We start from the raw sequence: 20,782 nt of genomic DNA, 5'->3' as shown, positions 1-20,782 counted from the left end.
GCGCGGCTCTCAGAAAACGCCGCTGGCCCCCAAGAGCGTTCCGATCCAGAACGTCGCCGCCAGTGCCAAGGCCCCGCCAAGCACCACCCGGGCGGCCGCACGGATGCGGGAAGCGCCGCCGATCCATGCACCTACTGCGCCAGTTACCGCCAGTGCAAGCAGGACTGCAACGAACGTCAGGGGCACCCGCAGTTCCGTGGGAGGCAACAGGATGGCCAGCATCGGCAGTATCGCTCCCAAGATGAAGGCCACAGCGGAAGCCAAAGCTGCGTTCCACGGGCTGACAATGTCGTCTTCATGGATATTCAGCTCTGCTGAAAGATGGGCGGCCAGGGCATCGTGCTCGGTCAACTCCTGTGCAACGGTCCGGGCCGTTTTGGCGCTGAGGCCTCTGGATTCGTAGATCGCGGCCAGCTCGTTAAGCTCATCCTCGGGTTGCTCCGCCAGCTCGCGCCTTTCCTTTTCGATCAGGGCTTTTTGGGTGTCGCTCTGGCTGCTGACGGACACATACTCACCCAAAGCCATGGAGATCGCGCCACCCACCAGGCCGGCGGTGCCTGCGGCCAGGATGCTGCCCGTGCTGGTGGTGGCACCTGCCACACCGACCACGATGGCAGCGACGGACACAATGCCGTCATTGGCGCCCAGGACTCCGGCCCGCAACCAGTTCAACCGGTGGGCCAGATCATCCCGGTGTGGTTCGTTCTCATGCATGGAGGCAGTGTCCTTGGAAGCCATGCATCAAGCCAAGCACTGGCGTGCTCTCGGGGCCAGCATGGCTAGGCTGGCCTATCCGCCAGCGGAAGGGGACGATGCGCCGGGCGTCGGCAGGGAAGGCAACCCGCCGGCGTCGACCTTTAGTCCTGGTAGCGCTGGCAAGTCTGCGCCCCAGGCCATGCTCCTGCGCGAGGCGGCCAGAAGCCCGTCCACGGCCCACGTCCGGGCATCGGCCGTGGACAAGGCAATAAGGTCCCCAAATACCAGTAAGGAAGTCGACTCGAGCGCGGCCAAGGAAGCGGCGGGGTCTTTGGCGAACTGTGCCGGGAGTCGGTAACCGGCTTCGCTGGCAGGCACGTCGCCGCAATTGGCGCGGGACAGCGCCTCCGACTGCTGCAGCGCCAGCTCGTGCGTTTGCAGGTCCCTCGCCGCCGCAGCCGCCGCCGAACTGTCCAGCCGTTTGAGTGCCACCTGATAGGCGTAGATGGCCTCCTGCTGGGAGCGGACCATGGCTGCCAGAGCTGCGTCCGTGGTTGCGGAGGTCGCTGCGGGGGTCGGACTCACTGAAGGACAAGGTGCGGCTGACGGTGTTGCGGCGGGCACCGTGGTCGCCGACGTCGCCGGTTCCTTCGGGACAGGCAGTTGCCAGGCTGCCGCCAGCTTTTCCGCCTGCAGAAGTTGGGCGGAGCCGACAGCAGCCAGCAGACGTGCGATGCCGCCGTCGGCCTCGCGGGCGTCAGTCAAGCGCTTCCGCCCGCTGACGGACAAAGCTGCAACAAAGGTGGCACGGGTGGCGTCCGGCGACGGTGCCTTGGTGGTGGCTGGGGATGTTGAGCCGGCAGGATCCAGCAGGGCCCGCGCATGGGTTGTCAGCAAAGTCACAGCGTCCCCGAGGACCGGCTTTTCGGTATCCGGGCCGGCCGCCTCTGCCAGTACGGTGGCCGATTCCCGCAACCGCAGCGTGTCCTCCAACGCCCCAACGCGTGCATTTTCGGTAAAGGTGATCGGCGGGGGAGTCCCGGAATCACGCGGAATAAGCACTATTCCTGTACCGGCCACGAGCAGCGCCACGAGGGCAACCAGCACTAGCCGGCCCCACGGTGGTGTTTGTCGTTTTTCGCTTGTCTGCCCGTTCACAACAGACCATGGTGTCACGTGGGCGGCAAACTCCGTGCACCATGTTCCCGGGAAAATCGTTAGGCTAGTAGTCACAACAACATCTATCGGGAGGCGGCGGGCAACGTGAGTGACTCGGAAGCCACGACTTCAACAGACCGTTCTGAATCGAACTCAACGGCCACCATCCACAACCCGGAAGAGAGCAGGCTTAAGGCGCTGCTTGAACCGGCCGTCCTTGCCAGCAGGCTCTACCTCGAGGATGTTTCCATCCACGTTGCCGGTTCACACCGCACTGTCCACGTCGTAGTGGATCTTCCGCAGGAGGAAACCGGGGGCGTCAGCCTTGACGCCATCGCGGACGTTTCGCGCGGACTGTCCGATATCCTGGACAACGATCCCCACGATGACGGCCGTCCGTATGACCTGGAGGTTTCTTCCCCCGGTGTCAGCCGCCCCCTGACCGAGCCGCGCCACTGGCATCGCGCCCGTGGGCGCATGGTCAGGGTCAACGTTATTCAGGGTGACAACCTCCTGGGACGCATCGCTTCGGTGGAGGATGACGCAGTGACGCTGATTCCCGAGCACGAGGTCAAGAAGGGCATGAAGCCCAAGCAAGGCGACCCCATTACTATTCCTTTCGACAGGATCCGCCAAGGAAAAGTCGAGATTGAATTCAGCCACCTCCACGAGGCTGCGCTGGAAAACGAGCACAACGGACCTTCCGAGGAGGCCTAATGGATATTGACATGAGCGCACTGAGACTCCTGGAGCGTGAGCGTGAAATCCCGCTGGATCTCCTGATTCCCACCATCGAGCAAGCGTTGCTGGTGGCGTACCACAAGACGCCCGGCGCCTTCGAGAAGGCTCGCGCGGAGCTGGACCGCAAGAGCGGTCACGTGACCATCTGGGCCACTGAGATCGACGACGACGGCGAGCCGATCGGCGAGTTCGAGGACACCCCGGCCGGTTTCGGCCGCATCGCTGCCAGCACGGCACGCCAGATCATCCTGCAGCGTCTTCGCGACGTTGAGGATGACAATGTGCTGGGCGAGTTCAAGGGCCGTGAAGGCGAACTTGTGGCCGGCATGATCCAGCAGGGCAACAACCCGCACATGATCCAAGTCAACCTTGGGTCTGTTGAGGCACTGCTGCCGCCGCCCGAGCAGGTTCCCGGCGAGAAGTACCTCCACGGAAGCCGCCTGCGCGCTTTCGTGGTGGATGTCCACCGTGGTGCCAAGGGTCCGTCCATCACGCTGTCCCGTTCGCACCCCGGACTGGTCCGCAAGTTGTTTGAAATGGAAGTTCCGGAGATCGCGGACCACTCCGTGGAGATTGTGGCACTTGCCCGCGAAGCCGGCCACCGCACCAAGATTGCCGTCAAGGCGAACACTCCGGGCGTTAACGCCAAGGGTGCCTGCATCGGTGAAATGGGTTCGCGCGTCCGTGCCGTCATGACGGAACTGAACGATGAAAAGATCGACATCGTCGACTTCAGCGATGACCCGGCAACCTTCATCGCCAACTCCCTGTCGCCGTCGCGAGTGAATTCCGTCACTATTACCGACGAGGCAACCCGTTCAGCCCGCGTAGTGGTGCCCGATTACCAGCTTTCGCTGGCGATCGGCAAAGAGGGTCAGAACGCCCGGCTCGCAGCAAAGCTGACCGGTTGGCGGATCGATATCATCTCCGACGCCGCTCCGGCGAAGGTCGACTAACACTCCAACCGGCGGCCCATGCCGCCGGTTCCGCGCCGCGCTTGCGGCGTACCTGGTTTCGGGAGTGCGGGGCCGGGGGGCTAGACTAGATGGAACCGGGCTTACGTCCGGTATCCGCGCGCTTTGGCGTGCCTCAGCTGCGTTTGCAGGACCGGGGCCCGTCGGGCGCCAGAAGCGTAAGGCAGGTTGGACACGTCGTGGCTGAACTGCTGGAACACGGCCAGGGGCCTGTTCGCACGTGTATCGGATGCCGGAAGCAAGGCTCCCGGTCCGAGCTTGTCCGGCTGGTCGCCCAAGGCGGCGGTTCGTCCGCTGTCCTGGTGGATGAACGACGCCGGATGGCCGGCAGGGGTGCGTGGCTGCACCCCAGCGAAAAGTGCTTGGCATTGGCGATCAAGCGGCGCGCTTTCGGAAGGGCCCTTGCAGGCGCTGCCGAAACGGGCGCCGTTGAAAGATATCTGATGCCGGGCACGCCACTTGTGGAGGCCCAGGCCGCCACGGGAAAACCGTCCAAACCTGAAAGCGGGTCAGAAAACTGATGGAAACCCGATGAGTTCCCAGCGATGAGTGCGTAACGATGACAACTTTGTTGCGCTCTGCAATGGGCCTTTCTGTCGCGATTGCGACAAGGGCCCGCAGTAAGAAGTAGACGGTTCGTGCCTGGCTCGGTGCGGACCGAGACAGGAGAAATGTGGCCAAGGTCCGCGTACATGAGCTCGCTAAAGAGCTCGGTATTACTTCCAAAGATGCAGTAACAAAACTGCAGGAATTGGGCGAATTCGTTCGCTCCGCCTCTTCCACCATTGAGGCCCCCGTCGTGAAGAAGCTTCGCGACGCCTATCCGGGTGCCGGTGCCGCAAAGGCCGCCGCTCCCGCAGCTGCTCCGGCGGCAACCCGTCCCGCAGCATCACGTCCGGCCGCTCCGGCACCCGGACCTGCAGCACCCAAGGCTCCGGCCCCGGCGCCTGCAGCGGCTGCTCCGGCAGCTCCTGCTCCCGCGGCACCGGCTCCGGCAGCACCCGCGGCTCCCGCCGCGTCCACCCCGGTCTCTGCCAAGCCCGGCGCCCGTCCTGCTCCCAAGGCAGAGACTCCGGCTCCGGCACGTCAGGGTGGCCAGGCTCCGCGTCCGGGCGGTCCCCGTCCGGGCAACAACCCGTTTGCTACGTCCCAGGGCATGCCCCGCGGCCGTGGTGGCGATGGCGATCGTCCGCCGCGTCCGGGCAACAACCCGTTTGCTCCGTCGCAGGGTATGCCCCGTGGTGAGCGCCGCAACGACGGCGAACGCCCCGGCGGTCCCCGTCCCGCGGCCGGCACGGGCGGTCCCCGTCCCGCAGCGGGCACCGGTGGTCCCCGTCCGGGTGCTCCGCGTCCCGGTGCACCCCGTCCGGGTGCTCCGCGTCCCGCCGGTGGTCCCGGTGGCGGAAACCGTCCTACTCCGGGCATGATGCCCAACCGCACTGAGCGTCCGGCTCCCGGTGGCGCAGGCCGTCCGGGTGGCGCAGGCCGTCCCGGTGGCGGACCCGGTCGTCCGGGTGGCGCACCTGGTACAGGTACCGGTGGCGGCGCTCCCGCCGGCGGTGGCTTCGGCAAGGGTGGCCGCGGTCGCGGTGGCACCCAGGGTGCCTTCGGCAAGGGCGGTGCCGGTCGCGGCAAGCAGCGCAAGTCGAAGCGTGCAAAGCGCCAGGAACTGGAGCAGATGAGTGCTCCGTCGCTGGGCGGCGTATCAGTACCCCGCGGTGATGGCGAGACCATCATCCGTCTGCGTCGTGGCTCGTCCATCACGGACTTTGCCGAGAAGATCGATGCGAACCCCGCGTCGCTCGTGACCGTGCTGTTCCACCTCGGTGAGATGGCCACGGCTACGCAGTCCCTCGACGAAGACACCTTTGGCCTGCTTGGTGCCGAACTTGGCTACAAGCTCCAGGTTGTTTCCCCTGAGGACGAAGAGCGCGAGCTGCTGGACCAGTTCGACATCAACATCCAGGACGAACTCGACGCCGAAGGCGACGACGTCCTCGAAGCCCGTGCGCCGGTTGTCACCGTCATGGGTCACGTTGACCACGGTAAGACCCGCCTGTTGGACGCCATCCGCAACTCGAACGTTGTGGCCGGCGAGCACGGTGGAATCACCCAGCACATCGGTGCTTACCAGATCAGCCACGTCCACGAGGGCACGGCCCGCGACATCACCTTCATTGACACCCCCGGTCACGAGGCCTTCACGGCCATGCGTGCACGCGGTGCCAAGGTCACCGATATCGCGATCCTGGTTGTCGCAGCCGACGACGGCGTTATGCCGCAGACGGTGGAAGCACTCAACCACGCGCAGGCAGCAAACGTGCCGATCGTCGTCGCGGTGAACAAGATCGACAAGGAAGGCGCCAACCCTGACAAGGTCAAGGGCCAGCTGACCGAGTACGGCCTGGTTCCCGAAGAATACGGTGGCGACACCATGTTCGTTGAGGTCTCTGCACGCCAGAACCTCAATATCGACGAACTGATCGACGCTGTCCTGCTGACGGCCGATGCCGCCTTGGATCTGCGTGCCAACCCGGACAAGGACGCTCGAGGCATTGCCATCGAAGCGAACCTCGACAAGGGCCGCGGTGCTGTTGCCACCGTCCTGGTGCAGTCCGGTACCTTGGCCGTGGGCGACACGATCGTGGCCGGTACGGCTCACGGCCGCGTCCGCGCCATGTTCGACGAGAACGGCGAGGCACTTGATGTCGCGCTGCCGTCCCGCCCGGTCCAGGTCCTCGGCCTGTCCAACGTGCCGCGTGCAGGTGACACCTTCCTGGTGACTCCTGACGAGCGTACGGCCCGCCAGATCGCCGAGAAGCGTGAAGCTGCCGACCGCAACGCCGCACTGGCCAAGCGCCGCAAGCGCATCAGCCTGGAAGACTTCGACCAGGCCGTTGCAGAAGGCAAGATCGACACCCTCAACCTCATCCTCAAGGGTGACGTGTCCGGTGCCGTGGAAGCCCTCGAAGACGCCTTGCTCAAGATCGACGTCGGAGACGACGACGTTCAGCTCCGTGTCATCCACCGCGGTGTGGGTGCCATCACGCAGAACGACGTCAACCTCGCAACGGTGGACAACGCCATCATCATCGGCTTCAACGTCAAGCCGGCAGAGCGCGTTGCTGAACTGGCTGACCGCGAAGGCGTGGATATGCGCTTCTACTCGGTCATCTACGCAGCAATCGATGACATTGAGATGGCTCTCAAGGGCATGCTCAAGCCGGAATACGAAGAGGTCCAGCTCGGCACTGCCGAGGTCCGCGAAGTCTTCCGTTCCTCCAAGTTCGGCAACATCGCAGGCTCGATCGTCCGCACGGGCATCATCCGCCGTAACACGAAGGCACGTGTCAGCCGCGACGGCAAGGTCATCGGTGACAACCTCACCGTTGAGACGCTCAAGCGCTTCAAGGATGACGCAACCGAAGTCCGTACCGACTTCGAGTGTGGTATTGGTCTTGGCTCCTTCAACGACATCAACGAAGGCGACATCATCGAGACCTTCGAGATGCGCGAAAAGCCGCGCGTCTAGGTTCCGTTTGGAACGGGTCCGTCGGGTTGCCCCGGCGGACCCGTTCCGTCCCCGTTTCTACTTTCCAGGAGGAAGTCATGGCTGATCCCGCACGCGCTGCCAAGCTGGCACAGCGGATTAAGGTCGTCGTCGCAGAAGCCCTCGGACGTCGCGTGAAGGATCCTCGTGTCGAGTCCATCACGGTGACCGACGCCCGCGTCACCAACGACCTTCAGCACGCCACCATCTACTACACCGTCTTCGGTGACGAGGTAGCCCACGCTGATGCCGCCCGCGCCTTGGAAAAGGCCAAGGGTGTGCTGCGGCAGGAAGTTGGCCGCAACATCACGGTCCGGCTCACCCCGACCCTCGAGTTCGTTGCCGACCAGATTCCGGTCAACGCCTCGAACCTTGAGGAGTTGCTGCGTGAAGCCAAGCGTCGCGACGCCGAGGTAGCCGCTTTGGCTGCCAGCGCCAAGCATGCAGGCGAAGCAGACCCCTACAAGGGCGACGCCCCTGAAGACATCGACGAGGACGACTTCGACGAAGAGGACACAGACCTCTCCGGCGACAACGAACTCGACGAAGACGCCAACCGCTAGAACCTCAGGGTTTTTTGTACAGCTCATGCCCCTAAGACTGCGTTTTAGGGGCATGAGCTGTACTCAAACTCGTTAGGATCAGAGCATGTCGGCGCACAGTGCTCAGCAGCGTGATGAATACCTGAACCGTGCTATCCGCCTGGCGGTGCAGAACGTTTCCGACGGCGGCGGTCCTTTCGGCGCCGTCGTGGTCACCCCGGACGGAACTGTCCATGAGGGAGTGAACCGGGTGACACGTGACCACGACCCCACCGCCCATGCCGAAGTGGTGGCGATTCGTCGGGCAGCGGCCGCAATGCAGAAGTTCGACCTCAGCGGTGCCGTGCTCTATGCCAGTTGCGAGCCCTGCCCACTGTGTTTGTCGGCTACCCTGTGGGCCAGGATCGGTCACGTCTACTTCGCAGCGGACAGGCATGGTGCTGCCCGGGCGGGCTTTGATGACGCCGTGTTCTACGAATACTTCGCCGGTACCAGGCCTGAGCTGCTTCCGGTAGAGCAGGCGGAGGTGGCCGCATCCGGTGACCCGTTCGAAGCCTGGCTGAACCACTCCCGCCGGACCGCCTACTAGTCCGAATGACCAGTACCGCCGCGGTGCTAAACGGTCGCTGGCAGGCGCCTGACGCCGTCGAGCAGGTCTTGCTGCCCACCGCAAAGGGCGATCCTGATCCAACCCTCGCCGATGGACCCGAACGCAGTTCCCGGCGCGAACGACACCCCGGAATCCGCCAGGAATTTGCGCACCCAGGTGCGGACATCCCCATCGCTGACGTGCGACACATCGGTCCACAAATAGAACGCTCCTTGTGCACCCAGATAGCGGATACCCTTCTCCGACAGCACGGCCGAAGCCGCGTCCCGGTTGCTGCGGTAGTGTTCGCGCGCGTTGGAAACGTAGTCCTGGGGTCCGGTCAGCGCAGCCAGCGCAGCGTACTGCGACGGTGAGGCGACGCAGGAAACGATCGCCTCCATGACATTGTTCATCTTTTGTTCCAGGCCCGGCGGGCAAACCAATGCCCCGATACGCAGGCCCGTGAGCCCATACGTTTTGGACAAGGTCATGGACGTGAACACGCGGGCTTCGCCGGGAACATCGCTGTCGAAGCGGGCCGGACTGATATGCGGGACGTCGAAGGTGAAGGCTTCGTAGCACTCGTCCGAAATGATCCAAAGATCATGCCGCACAGCCAGGTCCACCAGTTGGCGGGTGGCATCTTCGCTGATGACTGCCCCCAAGGGGTTGGAGGGCGAGTTCAGCATCAAGACCTTGGTCCGGGGCGTGATGAGTGCCTCGATGTCCTCGATATGCGGCTGGAAGTCGTTTTGAGGGTACAGCGGATACTGCACAGGTACCGCGTGGAGGAGGCGGCTCGTCATGGCAAAGGTGGGGTAGCCGGGGTTGGGAATGAGGATCTCATCTCCGGGGGAGAGCAGGAGGCTCATGGCGAAGTGCAGGCCTTGCTGGGCTCCGTCCACCACATAGACGCGCTCCGCCCCGATCTGAACACGTTGCTGTTCGCGGAAACGGGCTGCGAAGGCTTCACGGAGCGCCGGAATCCCGGCGTTCGGTGTGTAGTTGGTCTCATCACGGTCAAGGCAGGCAATGCCGGCGTCCAGGACATGGCGGGGGAGGGCAAACCCCGGTTCCCCGATGCTGAGGACGATCGCGCCGGGCGTCGCCCAGGCGGCCTCGGTGATCTCACGGATCTGGTTCACTGGGACGTCGCGCACGTGCGGGGCAAGCTCAGGCATGGGAGCCATCCTAGCCACCCATATACTGGTAAGCGTGCTTTCTGGACTGGTAATCGTTGACAAACCGCAGGGATGGACCAGCCATGATGTGGTTGGCCGGATGCGGCGGCTGGCTGGTACCCGGAAAGTGGGGCACGCGGGGACCCTGGATCCCATGGCCACAGGTGTCCTGGTGCTCGGCATTAATAAGGCGACCCGCCTGCTGACCTACATCGTGGGCACGTCCAAGACGTACACCGCCACCATCAGGCTCGGTGAAACCACTATCACCGACGACGCCGAAGGCGACGTTACGGAGGCCCGCAGCGCTGCGGATGTCACAGACGACGCCATCGCGGCCGGTGTTGCCGCGCTCACAGGCCCCATCCAACAGGTGCCCAGCAGCGTCAGCGCCATCAAAGTCAACGGTGAACGCTCCTACGCCCGTGTCCGCTCGGGCGAAGAGGTCAAGCTCGCCGCCCGCCCGGTCACCATTCACCGCTTCGAGGTCCACTCCATCACCAGGGTCGACGGCGGCAGGGTAGTTGACGTCGACGTCACCGTGGAATGTTCTTCGGGAACGTACATCAGGGCCCTGGCCCGGGACCTCGGCAACGACTTGGCTGTCGGCGGCCACCTCACGGCACTTCGAAGGACCCACGTGGGTCCCTACTCGTTGGAGCAGGCCCGCACCCTTGAGGAGTTGGCAGAGGATCTCGAGGTCCTGGAAATGTCACTCGCCGCCCGCGCCCTCATGCCCAACCGGGAACTGAGCGAGGAAGAAACCACGGAGATCTCCTTCGGCCGCCGCATCGCCGCCGGCCCGGGAGCAGGGACCCCCGACGCTGCCACGGCCGAGAATCCGGCTGCAGCGTTCGCGCCGTCCGGGGAACTGGTAGCACTGCTGGCTGACACCGGGAGCTTCGCCAAGCCGGTGCTGGTCTTTGCGCCGGGATCTGGGCCGGGTTCCAGTACCGGCGAGGGAACCGGGCAGGCGAACTAGGCATGGACGGATATTTTTACGCCCTCCTGATCATCGGATTGGTGTCCACCATCATGTGCGTCGTGGCCGGCCTCATGAAGAAAGCGCCCAACGACCCCACCATCTTTTCCGTGCTTGCCGTTGAACTGGTGCTGCTGGTGTATCTGGTGGGTTCGATCGTCCGCGTTGCCATGGGCGAACAAATCGCCGGGGAAACATGGGAGTTTTGGGGCTACTTGGTCACGGCGCTGATGATCCCGTTGGGAGCTGTCTATTGGGCCATCCTCGAACGAACCCGCTGGAGCAACTTCGTCCTGGCGGCAGTGGGCGTCACGGTGATCGTGATGGGCGCCCGCATGAACCAGATCTGGTACTGACCTTGAAGGAAGAACACAACGTGACTGGAACCGAGACAAACTCCGCGAACCGGAAGCCGCAGCTGAAGGACACCAGGAATACTGGTCCCGGCCGTCTCCTGATCGCGGTGTATGCCGTGTTCGCGCTGTCGGCGACGGCACGCGCTGGCTACCAGATCGCTACCAAGTTCGCCGAAGCTCCGCTGGCGCACATCCTGTCGGCGTTCGCCGCCGTCGTGTATATCGTGGCCACCGTTTCGCTGGCCAAGCCGGGCCGCACGTGGTTCAAGGTTTCGGTCGCCGCCGTCCTCACCGAGCTCATTGGCGTCCTGGTGGTCGGGGCCATCAGCCTCTTCGACCCCGTCGCGTTCCCGCACGACACTGTGTGGTCGCTGTTCGGCCGGGGCTATGGCTTCGTGCCGCTGATCCTTCCGGTCCTTGGCCTTCTGTGGCTCAACAAGCGCCGGCCGTCCTGAGCCGGCTGCCCTTCCGGGTAACCTTAGAATGTTCCGGCGCCGGGAGGTTGCCGGGCGGAACGAATATCTGCAGTAAAAGGCGAGGTTGATGGTCCACATCTGGAACGATCCCACCGAAGTCCCCAAGGACTTCGGACCTACTGTCGTTACCCTCGGGAATTTTGACGGCGTCCATCGCGGCCACCAGCATGTCCTGTCGCAACTGACCGATACCGCCAAACGGCACAACATTCCGTCGGTTGCGGTGACGTTCGACCCCCACCCTGCCCAGGTCCACAGGCCGGATGCGGCTCCGGAACTGATCATGGGGCTGCAGGACAAACTTGATGCCCTTGGTGACACCGGCGTTGATGCCGTGCTGGTCATGAAGTACACCCTGGACCTGGCCGCGATGACGCCACTACAGTTCGTCCGCGACGTCCTCCTTGACGGGCTCCACGCGGCACACGTCGTTGTAGGCCATGACCTCCGCTTTGGTGCCGGCAACGTGGGCGACGTCCTCACCATGCAGGAGTTGGGCGAAGCGCTCGGCTTTGGTGTGCAGGTAGTCAACGAATTCGGCGCGGGGGGTTTCCCGGTCCACGACGACGGCGACACAGACCGCCGCTGCTCCTCCACCTGGGTGCGGGAAGCCTTGGCCGAAGGCGACGTCGTGACAGCCGCAGCTGTGCTGGGCCGCCCGCACCGCATGCGTGGTGAAGTGGTACACGGCGCAGCCCGCGGCCGCGATCTTGGTTTCCCCACAGCAAACCTTGCCCCGGATTCCACTGGCTATGTTCCCGCGGACGGCATCTACGCAGGATGGTTGATCGACCAATCCGGCACGCGCTGGCCCGCAGCCATCTCCGTTGGTTCCAACCCCACCTTCGATGGCGTGAGCCGCCAGGTCGAAGCACATGTCATTGACCGCCCGGAGGAGAACGTGGAGGATTTCGATCTCTACGGCCAGACCGTGGCTGTCGAATTCACACAGCGGCTGCGCGGCATGGTGGCCTACCGCGGACCTGAGGCGTTGGTCGAGCAAATGTGCCTGGACGTAGCCCAGGCCCACGAGCTGCTGGCCACGCGCTAGGGCCATTTTCGACAACACTGCTGACCTGCCGGTAAACTGATCAGTGGATCCGGCTGCAGTCCGTGGCGGCTGGACCTGTTTTTGTGTGCGGCAACGCATCAAAGGCAACCCGTCAGCGAGGCGCTGCACCGGGAGGCACGGCACAACTCTAGGAGTTCACGTGGCACTTGACGCCGCTGTAAAGCAGTCCATCATCAAGGAATACGCAACCTCTGAAGGCGACACCGGTTCGCCCGAGGTCCAGGTTGCAGTCCTGACCCAGCGGATCAAGGATCTGACTGAGCACATGAAGGAGCACAAGCACGACTTCCACACCCAGCGCGGTCTGCTGGCCATGGTTGGTCGTCGCAAGCGCATGCTTACCTACCTGAAGAACACCGACATCGCCCGCTACCGTGCGCTCATCGAGCGTCTCGGCCTGCGCCGCTAGTCTGCCTTTAGGGGCGGCCCGCTCCTGTCCGGAACGGGCCGCCTTCTTCACCAACAACTAAAAACAGGAATCAACCGCATCGCGCATTCGCGGTCCTCGGTAGTGATTCCCGGGAAGCTCATCTGTGGTGATGACGCCCGTGGATCTCGATCGATGACCGGGTGTCGTACAGGCCAGGAAAAAAGAAGAGGCCTGGGTTGATGCGGCGGACTTCCGCTAACAGAAACGGAGGTGACTCTCTATGGAGGGTCCCGAAATCCAGTTCTCCGAAGCCATTATCGACAACGGTCGTTTCGGCAAGCGCGTCATTCGCTTCGAAACCGGCCGCCTTGCCAAGCAGGCAGCCGGCGCTTCGATGGTCTACATCGACGAAGACACTGCCTTGCTTTCCGCAACCACCGCAGGCAAGCAGCCGCGCGAAGGTTTCGACTTCTTCCCGCTGACGGTTGACGTTGAAGAGCGCATGTACGCTGCCGGCCGCATCCCGGGCTCGTTCTTCCGCCGCGAAGGCCGCCCGTCCACCGAAGCCATCCTGGCGTGCCGCCTCATGGACCGTCCGCTGCGCCCCGCGTTCGTCAAGGGCCTGCGCAACGAGGTCCAGATCGTGGTCACCGTCCTGGCGATCAACCCCGATGAGCTCTACGACGTCGTCGCCATCAACGCGTCCTCGATGTCCACGCAGCTTTCCGGCCTCCCGTTCTCCGGCCCGATCGGTGGCGTCCGCGTCGCCCTCATCGCCGATGAGCATGGTTCGCAGTGGGTTGCTTTCCCCAAGCACTCCCAGCTTGAGAACGCCGTCTTCAACATGGTTGTAGCCGGCCGCATCACGGGTGACGACGTCGCCATCATGATGGTTGAAGCCGAAGCCACGGACAACTCCTGGAACCTCATCAAGGAACAGGGCGCCACGGCTCCCACCGAAGAGGTTGTCTCCGAGGGCCTCGAGGCTGCAAAGCCCTTCATCAAGGCACTCTGTGAAGCACAGGCGGACCTGGCTGCACGCGCTGCCAAGCCCACCGTCGAGTTCCCCGTGTTCCTGGACTACCAGGACGATGTTTACGCCGCTGTTGAAGCCGCTGCTGCCGACAAGCTGGCTGCTGTCTTCCAGATCGCTGACAAGCAGGACCGCGACAACGCCTCTGACGAGCTCAAGGACGAAGTCCTGGGCGCGCTTGCCGGTACCTTCGAAGGCCGCGAGAAGGAACTGTCCGCAGCTTTCCGCTCGGTCACCAAGCAGGTTGTGCGCCAGCGCATCCTCAAGGACCAGATCCGCATCGACGGCCGTGGCCTGACGGACATCCGCCAGCTCACCGCCGAGGTAGAGGTTCTGCCCCGCGTCCACGGTTCGGCCATCTTCGAGCGCGGCGAGACCCAGATCATGGGTGTCACCACGCTGAACATGCTCAAGATGGAGCAGCAGATCGACTCGTTGTCGCCGGTAACGCGCAAGCGCTACATGCACAACTACAACTTCCCGCCGTACTCCACCGGTGAGACCGGCCGCGTCGGTTCCCCGAAGCGCCGCGAAATCGGCCACGGTGCCCTTGCAGAGCGCGCCCTGGTTCCGGTTCTGCCGACGCGTGAAGAGTTCCCGTACGCCATCCGCCAGGTATCCGAGGCCCTCAGCTCCAACGGCTCGACGTCCATGGGCTCGGTCTGTGCTTCGACGCTGTCCATGCTCAACGCCGGTGTGCCGTTGAAGGCAGCAGTTGCCGGTATCGCCATGGGCCTGGTTTCCGACCAGGTTGACGGTCAGACCCGCTACGCAGCGCTGACCGACATCCTCGGCGCCGAAGACGCTTTCGGCGACATGGACTTCAAGGTTGCCGGTACGTCCGAGTTCGTCACGGCCATCCAGCTGGACACCAAGCTTGACGGTATCCCCGCTTCCGTGCTGGCAGCAGCACTGAAGCAGGCCCGCGAAGCCCGCCTCCACATCCTCGAGGTCATCAACGCAGCGATCGACACCCCGGACGAGCTCTCCGAGTTCGCTCCGCGCGTCATCGCCGTCAAGATCCCCGTGGACAAGATCGGCGAGGTCATTGGCCCCAAGGGCAAGATGATCAACCAGATCCAGGAAGACACGGGCGCGGACATCTCCATCGAAGATGACGGCACGGTCTACATTGGCGCTACCAACGGTCCGTCTGCCGATGCAGCACGTTCCGCCATCAACGCCATCGCCAACCCGCAGGTACCGGAAATCGGTGAGCGCTACCTGGGTACGGTCGTCAAGACCACCACCTTCGGCGCCTTCGTCTCCTTGACCCCGGGTAAGGACGGCCTGCTGCACATCTCCGAGCTCCGCAAGCTGGCCAACGGCAAGCGTGTGGACAACGTTGATGATGTTGTCTCCGTGGGCCAGAAGGTCCAGGTCGAGATCACCAAGATCGACGACCGCGGAAAGCTCTCCCTGTCCCCGGTTGTTGCCGAGGAAGAGGGCGCAGCTTCAGAGGACGCACCGGCCGAGGCCGCTGAAGAGTCCGCAGAGTAGTCTGTAAGCAGTACACCCGGCGGGGCCGGTGGGCTTGAAAAAGCTCCACCGGCCCTTCCGGCCTTAACCCGAAAACCTGAAAGGCCTTGATGACTGTCGTACCCTTGCCGTTGGAGCAGACCCTTCCGGGCGGCGAATTGATCCATGGTGCCGAGGGCGGTTCCGTCGTCCGGCGCTCAGTCCTGCCCGGCGGCGTGCGCGTCCTGACCGAGGCAATGCCCGGTCAGCGTTCGGCCACCATCGGTTTTTGGGTGGCAGTGGGTTCGCGCGACGAGGCGGACGGCCAGCACGGTTCCACGCACTTCCTTGAGCATTTGTTGTTCAAAGGCACCAAGAGGCGCACCGCCTTGGAGATCGCATCGGCTTTCGACGAGGTTGGCGGAGAATCGAATGCGGCCACTGCGAAGGAGAGCACCTGCTACTTCGCCAGGGTCCTGGACACGGACTTGCCCATGGCCATCGACGTTATTGCCGACATGATCACCGGCGCGGTCCTCGATCCTGCTGAACTGGAGCAGGAACGCGACGTCATCCTTGAGGAAATCGCGATGGACAGCGATGATCCCACCGACGTTGCGCACGAGAAATTTGTGGAAGCTGTGCTTGGAAGGCATCCGCTGGCCCGCCCCATCGGTGGAACGCCTGACGCCATCAAAGCTGTGGCACGGGACTCGGTCTGGGCGCACTACCAGCGCTACTACCGCCCTGAGGAACTGGTCATCACCGCCGCCGGCGGCCTGGATCACGACGTCGTCTGTGACCTTGTGCTCGATGCCCTGACGGCTGCGGGCTGGCAGCTGGATGCTGATGCGGCTCCCGTTAAACGCCGTGGGACTGAACGGGCTGTCATCACGGGGACGTCGGGCCTGCATGTGGTCAAGCGGCCCGTGGAGCAGGCCAACATCATTATGGGTTGCCCCACCATCGTTGCAACGGATGACCGCCGTTTCGTCATGAGCGTGCTCAACGCTGTCCTGGGCGGAGGCATGTCCTCCAGGCTGTTCCAGGAGATCCGCGAGAAGCGTGGCCTGGTGTACTCCACGTACTCCTTCACGGCCGCCTACGCTGATGCCGGATACTTCGGCATGTACGCCGGTTGCACCCCTTCCAAGGTCCGCCAGGTGCTGGAGCTCCTGGGCGTTGAGCTGGAGAAGCTGGCCAAGGATGGCATTACCGAGGAAGAACTCCGCAAGGCAGTGGGACAGCTCAGCGGTGGAATTGTCCTGGCGCTCGAGGACACGGGTTCACGGATGTCACGGCTGGGCCGGGCCGAGCTCGTGTCCGGAGAATTCCAGGACATCGACGAGACCCTTGCCCGGATCCAGGCCGTCACGGTGCAGGAAGTGCAGGACCTGGCCCGAGAGCTCGCAGCGGCGCCCCGCACCATCACTGTCGTTGGTCCGTTCGAGGAAACCGAGACGTTCGGGCTCTAAGTCTCTGGACTCCCGCACTGTCAGCAGGGCAGCATGATCACACGGTGATGATGCTGCCCTGACTACTTTGGAGACGTGATGGATCTGCCCTCAAGCGGCCAAGCTGCGGAGATGCTGCACGACTTCATCGGTCACTGGCGGGGAATCACGGAGATAGCGGCCTCGCCGTGGGGGAGCGCCCGGACAGCCGACGCCGAGGTGGTATTCACCAGGGCCGCCGGAGGGTACGCCGTGGTCCAGAGCTACAGGCACCGCGAAGCTGACGGCGCGCATTTTGAGGGGCACGGCATGTTCACGGTGGACCGGGACCACGGAGACACCCTGTGGTACTACGTGGACAGCATGGGTCGGCCGCCTGCCAGCCCCGTTCGGGGAACGTGGAACGCAGGTACGTTGACCGTGGATCGGCGAACAGCCGACGGCGTTGCCAGGCACACTTTCCGCGTCGAAGATGGCGTCCTGGTGCACACAGCCGACCTCCGGCTCGAAGGGACAGCAGACTTCAGCCCCTTGTTGAAGAGCGTGTTCAGGAAGGCCTGAGCCTCAGCCGCCGGCGAAAGGCGGCAGGACATCGATGATGTCCTGCGCACCGAGCGGAGCCGAACGGTCCCGCACGGCCACCTCATTGCGGAGGAAGCTGCTGCGCGCCACGATGCGGTCCAGCGGTGGTGTTCCTTCCGGAGGCAGCGGGCGCTCGACGGCGAGGGCAGCTTCCAGCAGGGCCTCCAGGCTGGATCCTTCCGGGAGGACATGATGTTCTTCTTCCACCCCGGCGGCCGCGCGCGCGGCAGCGAAGTAACGGACAAGCAAGGGTTCAGCCTCCGATTGCGCTCATGCTGCGGTCCGGCTGGACGAAGTCCGCTGCGCCGAGACCAGTGTGGTCCATGCCGTGGGCCTTGGGCTTGACCCACATGGCATCCTGCCACCGCTCCGCAAGCTCATCGTCCGTGGCACCTTCACGAAGCAGGCCCAGGAGGTCGAACTCTTCGCGGGAGAAGAGGCAGCTCATGATCTTGCCCTCGGCAGTGATGCGAGTCCGGCGGCAGTCCGAACAGAACGGCTCGGTGACCGAGGCGATGATGCCAACTGTACCGAGGACCGGGCCCTCGGCTTCACCGGAAGCGGAGTCCCGGCGTCGTACTTCGAAGCGTTCTGCCGGGGCGCCGTCCCGTTCGCGGGGGTCCTGGCCCAACACGAAGTCGCGGGACAGCAGATCGCGGATCTCCGCTGCCGTGATCATGTTGCGCCGGGTCCACCCATGATCGGCGTCCAAAGGCATCTGTTCGATGAAGCGAAGCTCGTAGCCGCGGCCCAAGGCCCATGCCAGCAGGTCCGGTGATTCGGCGTCGTTGATCCCGCGCATCAGCACGGCATTTAGTTTGACCGGACCCAGGCCGGCTGCCCAAGCGGCATCGACGCCGGCCAGGACACGATCCAGGAAGGGACGGCGGGTGAGTTTGGTGAAGGTCTCCTCGTGCAGGGAGTCGAGCGAGACGTTGATCCGGGTGAGGCCCGCTGCCTTCAGCGCCGCTGCCTTCTTATCCAGACCCACACCATTGGTGGTCATGGAGATGGGGAGTTCCGGGTGGTCGCTCCGAAGACCGGAAATAATGTCCACCAGGTCAGCACGGACCAAGGGCTCGCCGCCTGTGAGACGGAGTTCCCGCACACCCAGGGCGTTGACGCCGATCCGGACGATACGAATGATTTCGTCCTTGGTCATCACGGCGGTTTTCGAGAGCCATTCCAGTCCCTCGGCCGGCATGCAATAGGTACAGCGCAGATTGCATTTGTCCGTCAGGGACAGGCGCATATCCGTAGCCCGCCTGCCATAGCGGTCCCACAAACCTGCAGGCGTGCCTGTGGGACGCGGCGGCGGGACCGCGACGCCAGTTTCCTTGTTTCCTGCGGCAACGCCCGAAGGGGGCACCGGCATGCCCAGCTGAACACTCATAAATTCAGGCTACGCCACCCTGGCAGGATAAGTGACACCGGTAACAGTCACACAGTTCTTACGGATTCCATACACTTGCGTCCCGGACGCCCGGATCGCGTGCCGGTCACCGTTGGCAAACCTATGCTGAAAGCGTGAGCACATCAACGACACCACCAGCGGAACCAGGAAACCGCCGGATCCTCCTGGTCGAAGACGAGGAGACCATCGCTGCCGTCGTGCGCGACTACCTGCTTCAGGCAGGGTTCCAGGTTGATATGGCAGGGGACGGCTTCACCGCACTCAAGGTCGCTGCATCGCGTCAACCCGACCTGGTGATCCTGGACCGCATGCTGCCCGGACTGGACGGCGTTGAGGTGTGTCGCCGGCTCCGCCAAACCATGAGCGTACCGGTGATCATGGTGACGGCGTTGGGCACCGAAGACGACCGGATCCTCGGTTTGGAGATGGGAGCCGACGACTATGTCACCAAGCCCTTCTCGCCCAGGGAACTCGTTCTCCGGGTGAAGTCGGTGCTGCGGCGGAGCATCAGGGAGTTCACGCCCGAACCACCGGTGGAAGCCGCAGGACTCGCACTCGATCCCGCCTCCCGCACGGTCACACATGGCGGAGTTCCCCTGGCGCTGACGGTTCGCGAATTCGATCTCCTGGCGTTCCTGATGCGCCGGCCCAACCAGGTCTTCAGCCGGGAAGAACTCATCAAGGCCGTATGGGGCTGGGACTTCGGGGATCTGTCCACCGTTACAGTCCACGTGCGTCGCCTCCGGGAGAAGATCGAATCCAATCCCACCAAGCCGGAGCTGCTCAAGACGGTCTGGGGCGTCGGTTACCGGTTCGATTCCTCCGCCGGCGCCCACGAAGAGCAGCCGGATTCGAAGGAGCGTGCCCGTGGAGGGCAGTGAACTGTGGACCATCCTCGCCTGGGTTCTGTTCTGGGCGGTGCTCATCGGCGCCACCACCTTGATGCTCCTGCGATTGCTTCGCCGCGCCTCGGTGCTCGCCCGGATCTGCCTGGTGGTGGTGGCAACTGTTGCGGTGCTCGTGGCGGGCATGGTCAGTGCCTTCAACGCAATGTTTATCTCAGCGAGGGACCTTGAGGTCATGTGGTACATCCTGGCGATGGCCTCCGCTGTAGCCGTTGCGTTGTCACTCATGCTCGGTGCCGGTGTTTCCCGCGACGCGGCCCAACTGGTGGACGCTGCCCGGCGACTCGGTCGCGGTGAAACCTTGGCCAGCACCGCCGGAGAGGGGCGGGGGACGGCTCCGGCCATGTCGTCCGAACTTGCCGAACTGGCACAGGAACTTGAGGCCAGCAGCCGCAGCCTTGCAGAGTCCCGGGAGCGGGAAGCCGCTATCGAAACTGCCCGGCGGGAGCTTGTCTCGTGGATTTCGCATGACCTCCGAACGCCCCTGGCCAGCATGCGCGCCATGACAGAAGCACTTGAGGACGGCATGGCATCGGATGTCCCGGGCTACTACCGGAAAATTATCGGGCAGACCGAGCAGATGACCGCCATGGTCAATGACCTCCTGGAACTATCCAAGATCCAGGCCGGCAGCCTCCGCATGCGCGCCGAACCCCTGGACCTCTATGACCTCGTCAGTGATGCTTTGTCTGACCTGGCGCCGCTGGCCGCCAAACGCGGCATCAGGCTCGACGGCGGCGGAGACCGTGAATGCATGGCCGTCGCTGACGGACCCAGCCTGGCCAGGGCCGTGCGGAACATCCTGTTGAACGCCGTCATCTACAGCCGGCCCGACACCGATGTCCACGTCAGCGTAGGACGGGACGGCAACGTACGGGGCGGCAACGCAGTGATTGCCGTGCAGGACCAGTGCGGTGGCATTCCGGATGAGGACCTCCCGCATTTGTTTGAAACAGGCTGGCAGAAAGACCCCGCCCGCGGTACCGCCGAAGGACTGCAGGGCAGCTACAACGGCGCCGGCATCGGACTGAGCATGGTTGCAGGGATCGTCAAGGCACACGGCGGATCAGTCACCGTGGACAACGTCGACGGCGGCTGCCGCTTTACCCTGTCACTTCCGGCAGGATCACGTCCGGCCGTGTCCCATCCGGCTGTGCCCCTTTCGGCGGAGACCCACCCGCCATCTTCCGTCCCGGCCACATCCGGGACCTCACATGACGAACGCCCAGGAGGCGCATCATGAGCACGC

21 protein-coding genes are annotated in these 20,782 nt (G+C 63.9%); 16 read left to right on the top strand and 5 right to left on the bottom strand.

The window, feature by feature from the left end; genetic code table 11:
- Positions 1-9: 9 nt before the first annotated feature.
- The gene (locus tag ACSSVG_RS01850; RefSeq protein WP_231341554.1) at positions 10-738 is read right to left on the bottom strand and encodes a VIT1/CCC1 transporter family protein; all 729 of its coding nucleotides are present in this window, start codon (positions 736-738) and stop codon (positions 10-12) included.
- 51 nt (positions 739-789) lie between these two features.
- Positions 790-1,803, bottom strand: a complete 1,014-nt coding sequence (locus ACSSVG_RS01845; protein WP_231341553.1) for a DUF4439 domain-containing protein — start codon at positions 1,801-1,803, stop codon at positions 790-792.
- 156 nt (positions 1,804-1,959) lie between these two features.
- Here ACSSVG_RS01845 and rimP point away from each other — a divergent pair, with 156 nt between their 5' ends.
- From rimP to ACSSVG_RS01815, 6 genes are all read left to right on the top strand, one after another.
- Positions 1,960-2,571, top strand: a complete 612-nt coding sequence (gene rimP, locus ACSSVG_RS01840) for a ribosome maturation factor RimP (protein ID WP_231341552.1) — start codon at positions 1,960-1,962, stop codon at positions 2,569-2,571.
- Positions 2,571-3,551: a transcription termination factor NusA gene (gene nusA, locus ACSSVG_RS01835; protein WP_231341551.1), complete on the top strand. Its 981-nt coding sequence runs from the start codon at positions 2,571-2,573 to the stop codon at positions 3,549-3,551. The genes rimP and nusA overlap by 1 nt, the downstream gene beginning before the upstream one ends.
- Positions 3,552-3,748: 197 nt before the next feature.
- Complete coding sequence (locus ACSSVG_RS01830) at positions 3,749-4,090, top strand: YlxR family protein (protein ID WP_231339128.1); 342 nt, start codon at positions 3,749-3,751, stop codon at positions 4,088-4,090.
- Positions 4,091-4,242: 152 nt separating this feature from the next.
- Positions 4,243-7,101: a translation initiation factor IF-2 gene (infB, locus tag ACSSVG_RS01825; RefSeq protein ID WP_253467585.1), complete on the top strand. Its 2,859-nt coding sequence runs from the start codon at positions 4,243-4,245 to the stop codon at positions 7,099-7,101.
- A 77-nt stretch (positions 7,102-7,178) separates the two neighbouring features.
- Entirely contained in the window at positions 7,179-7,682 is a 504-nt protein-coding gene (rbfA, locus tag ACSSVG_RS01820) for a 30S ribosome-binding factor RbfA (protein ID WP_231339130.1), read from the top strand.
- Positions 7,683-7,767: 85 nt separating this feature from the next.
- Complete coding sequence (locus ACSSVG_RS01815) at positions 7,768-8,250, top strand: nucleoside deaminase (RefSeq protein WP_231339131.1); 483 nt, start codon at positions 7,768-7,770, stop codon at positions 8,248-8,250.
- A 26-nt stretch (positions 8,251-8,276) separates the two neighbouring features.
- Here ACSSVG_RS01815 and ACSSVG_RS01810 read toward each other — a convergent pair whose 3' ends face one another.
- Positions 8,277-9,431, bottom strand: a complete 1,155-nt coding sequence (locus tag ACSSVG_RS01810; protein WP_492416983.1) for a pyridoxal phosphate-dependent aminotransferase — start codon at positions 9,429-9,431, stop codon at positions 8,277-8,279.
- A gap of 34 nt (positions 9,432-9,465) precedes the next feature.
- On the opposite strand from ACSSVG_RS01810, the gene truB reads away from it, so the two are divergent.
- The 8 genes from truB (at position 9,466) to ACSSVG_RS01770 (ending at position 17,193) form a co-directional block, all read left to right on the top strand.
- Positions 9,466-10,413: a tRNA pseudouridine(55) synthase TruB gene (gene truB / locus ACSSVG_RS01805; RefSeq protein ID WP_492416981.1), complete on the top strand. Its 948-nt coding sequence runs from the start codon at positions 9,466-9,468 to the stop codon at positions 10,411-10,413.
- 2 nt (positions 10,414-10,415) lie between these two features.
- Entirely contained in the window at positions 10,416-10,769 is a 354-nt protein-coding gene (locus ACSSVG_RS01800) for a hypothetical protein (RefSeq protein WP_253467594.1), read from the top strand.
- Between the two features lie 20 nt (positions 10,770-10,789).
- The gene (locus ACSSVG_RS01795; protein WP_231339139.1) at positions 10,790-11,224 is read left to right on the top strand and encodes a hypothetical protein; all 435 of its coding nucleotides are present in this window, start codon (positions 10,790-10,792) and stop codon (positions 11,222-11,224) included.
- Positions 11,225-11,312: 88 nt separating this feature from the next.
- On the top strand, positions 11,313-12,296 hold the full coding sequence (locus ACSSVG_RS01790; RefSeq protein ID WP_231339141.1) for a bifunctional riboflavin kinase/FAD synthetase: 984 nt from the start codon (positions 11,313-11,315) through the stop codon (positions 12,294-12,296).
- A 160-nt stretch (positions 12,297-12,456) separates the two neighbouring features.
- On the top strand, positions 12,457-12,726 hold the full coding sequence (gene rpsO / locus ACSSVG_RS01785) for a 30S ribosomal protein S15 (protein ID WP_104137311.1): 270 nt from the start codon (positions 12,457-12,459) through the stop codon (positions 12,724-12,726).
- A gap of 241 nt (positions 12,727-12,967) precedes the next feature.
- Positions 12,968-15,220 carry a polyribonucleotide nucleotidyltransferase gene (locus tag ACSSVG_RS01780; RefSeq protein WP_231339142.1) on the top strand — a complete coding sequence of 751 codons (2,253 nt, stop codon included), beginning with the start codon at positions 12,968-12,970 and terminating at the stop codon, positions 15,218-15,220.
- Positions 15,221-15,309: 89 nt separating this feature from the next.
- Complete coding sequence (locus tag ACSSVG_RS01775) at positions 15,310-16,653, top strand: M16 family metallopeptidase (protein WP_231339143.1); 1,344 nt, start codon at positions 15,310-15,312, stop codon at positions 16,651-16,653.
- Positions 16,654-16,731: 78 nt separating this feature from the next.
- Complete coding sequence (locus ACSSVG_RS01770; RefSeq protein ID WP_492416978.1) at positions 16,732-17,193, top strand: DUF1579 family protein; 462 nt, start codon at positions 16,732-16,734, stop codon at positions 17,191-17,193.
- A gap of 3 nt (positions 17,194-17,196) precedes the next feature.
- On the opposite strand, the gene ACSSVG_RS01765 is transcribed toward ACSSVG_RS01770, so the two are convergent.
- Positions 17,197-17,463 (bottom strand): MoaD/ThiS family protein, encoded by a 267-nt coding sequence (locus tag ACSSVG_RS01765; RefSeq protein WP_231339145.1) that lies wholly within the window; start codon positions 17,461-17,463, stop codon positions 17,197-17,199.
- Positions 17,464-17,467: 4 nt separating this feature from the next.
- Positions 17,468-18,607 carry a GTP 3',8-cyclase MoaA gene (gene moaA / locus ACSSVG_RS01760; RefSeq protein ID WP_231339146.1) on the bottom strand — a complete coding sequence of 380 codons (1,140 nt, stop codon included), beginning with the start codon at positions 18,605-18,607 and terminating at the stop codon, positions 17,468-17,470.
- A 134-nt stretch (positions 18,608-18,741) separates the two neighbouring features.
- Here moaA and ACSSVG_RS01755 point away from each other — a divergent pair, with 134 nt between their 5' ends.
- Both ACSSVG_RS01755 and ACSSVG_RS01750 read left to right on the top strand, forming a co-directional pair.
- A complete protein-coding gene (locus ACSSVG_RS01755; RefSeq protein ID WP_231339147.1) occupies positions 18,742-19,509 on the top strand; it encodes a response regulator transcription factor in 768 nt (255 codons plus the stop codon).
- Positions 19,496-20,776: a sensor histidine kinase gene (locus ACSSVG_RS01750; RefSeq protein ID WP_231339148.1), complete on the top strand. Its 1,281-nt coding sequence runs from the start codon at positions 19,496-19,498 to the stop codon at positions 20,774-20,776. The genes ACSSVG_RS01755 and ACSSVG_RS01750 overlap by 14 nt, the downstream gene beginning before the upstream one ends.
- The last annotated feature ends 6 nt before the right edge of the window (positions 20,777-20,782 follow it).

The organism is Paenarthrobacter sp. E2MeOHC11 (assembly GCF_058744955.1).
Note: the sequence above shows the minus strand (reverse complement) of the source record. Positions and strands in the feature narration are given on the sequence as shown.

What these genes read in the sequence shown, in the direction of transcription:
- ACSSVG_RS01850 (WP_231341554.1), bottom strand. Translation starts at nt 738, where the DNA reads ATGGCTTCCAAGGACACTGCCTCCATGCATGAGAACGAACCACACCGG.
- nusA (WP_231341551.1), top strand. Translation starts at nt 2,571, where the DNA reads ATGGATATTGACATGAGCGCACTGAGACTCCTGGAGCGTGAGCGTGAA.
- rbfA (WP_231339130.1), top strand. Translation starts at nt 7,179, where the DNA reads ATGGCTGATCCCGCACGCGCTGCCAAGCTGGCACAGCGGATTAAGGTC.
- ACSSVG_RS01815 (WP_231339131.1), top strand. Translation starts at nt 7,768, where the DNA reads ATGTCGGCGCACAGTGCTCAGCAGCGTGATGAATACCTGAACCGTGCT.
- ACSSVG_RS01810 (WP_492416983.1), bottom strand. Translation starts at nt 9,431, where the DNA reads ATGCCTGAGCTTGCCCCGCACGTGCGCGACGTCCCAGTGAACCAGATC.
- ACSSVG_RS01800 (WP_253467594.1), top strand. Translation starts at nt 10,416, where the DNA reads ATGGACGGATATTTTTACGCCCTCCTGATCATCGGATTGGTGTCCACC.
- ACSSVG_RS01790 (WP_231339141.1), top strand. Translation starts at nt 11,313, where the DNA reads ATGGTCCACATCTGGAACGATCCCACCGAAGTCCCCAAGGACTTCGGA.
- ACSSVG_RS01780 (WP_231339142.1), top strand. Translation starts at nt 12,968, where the DNA reads ATGGAGGGTCCCGAAATCCAGTTCTCCGAAGCCATTATCGACAACGGT.
- ACSSVG_RS01775 (WP_231339143.1), top strand. Translation starts at nt 15,310, where the DNA reads ATGACTGTCGTACCCTTGCCGTTGGAGCAGACCCTTCCGGGCGGCGAA.
- ACSSVG_RS01770 (WP_492416978.1), top strand. Translation starts at nt 16,732, where the DNA reads ATGGATCTGCCCTCAAGCGGCCAAGCTGCGGAGATGCTGCACGACTTC.
- moaA (WP_231339146.1), bottom strand. Translation starts at nt 18,607, where the DNA reads ATGAGTGTTCAGCTGGGCATGCCGGTGCCCCCTTCGGGCGTTGCCGCA.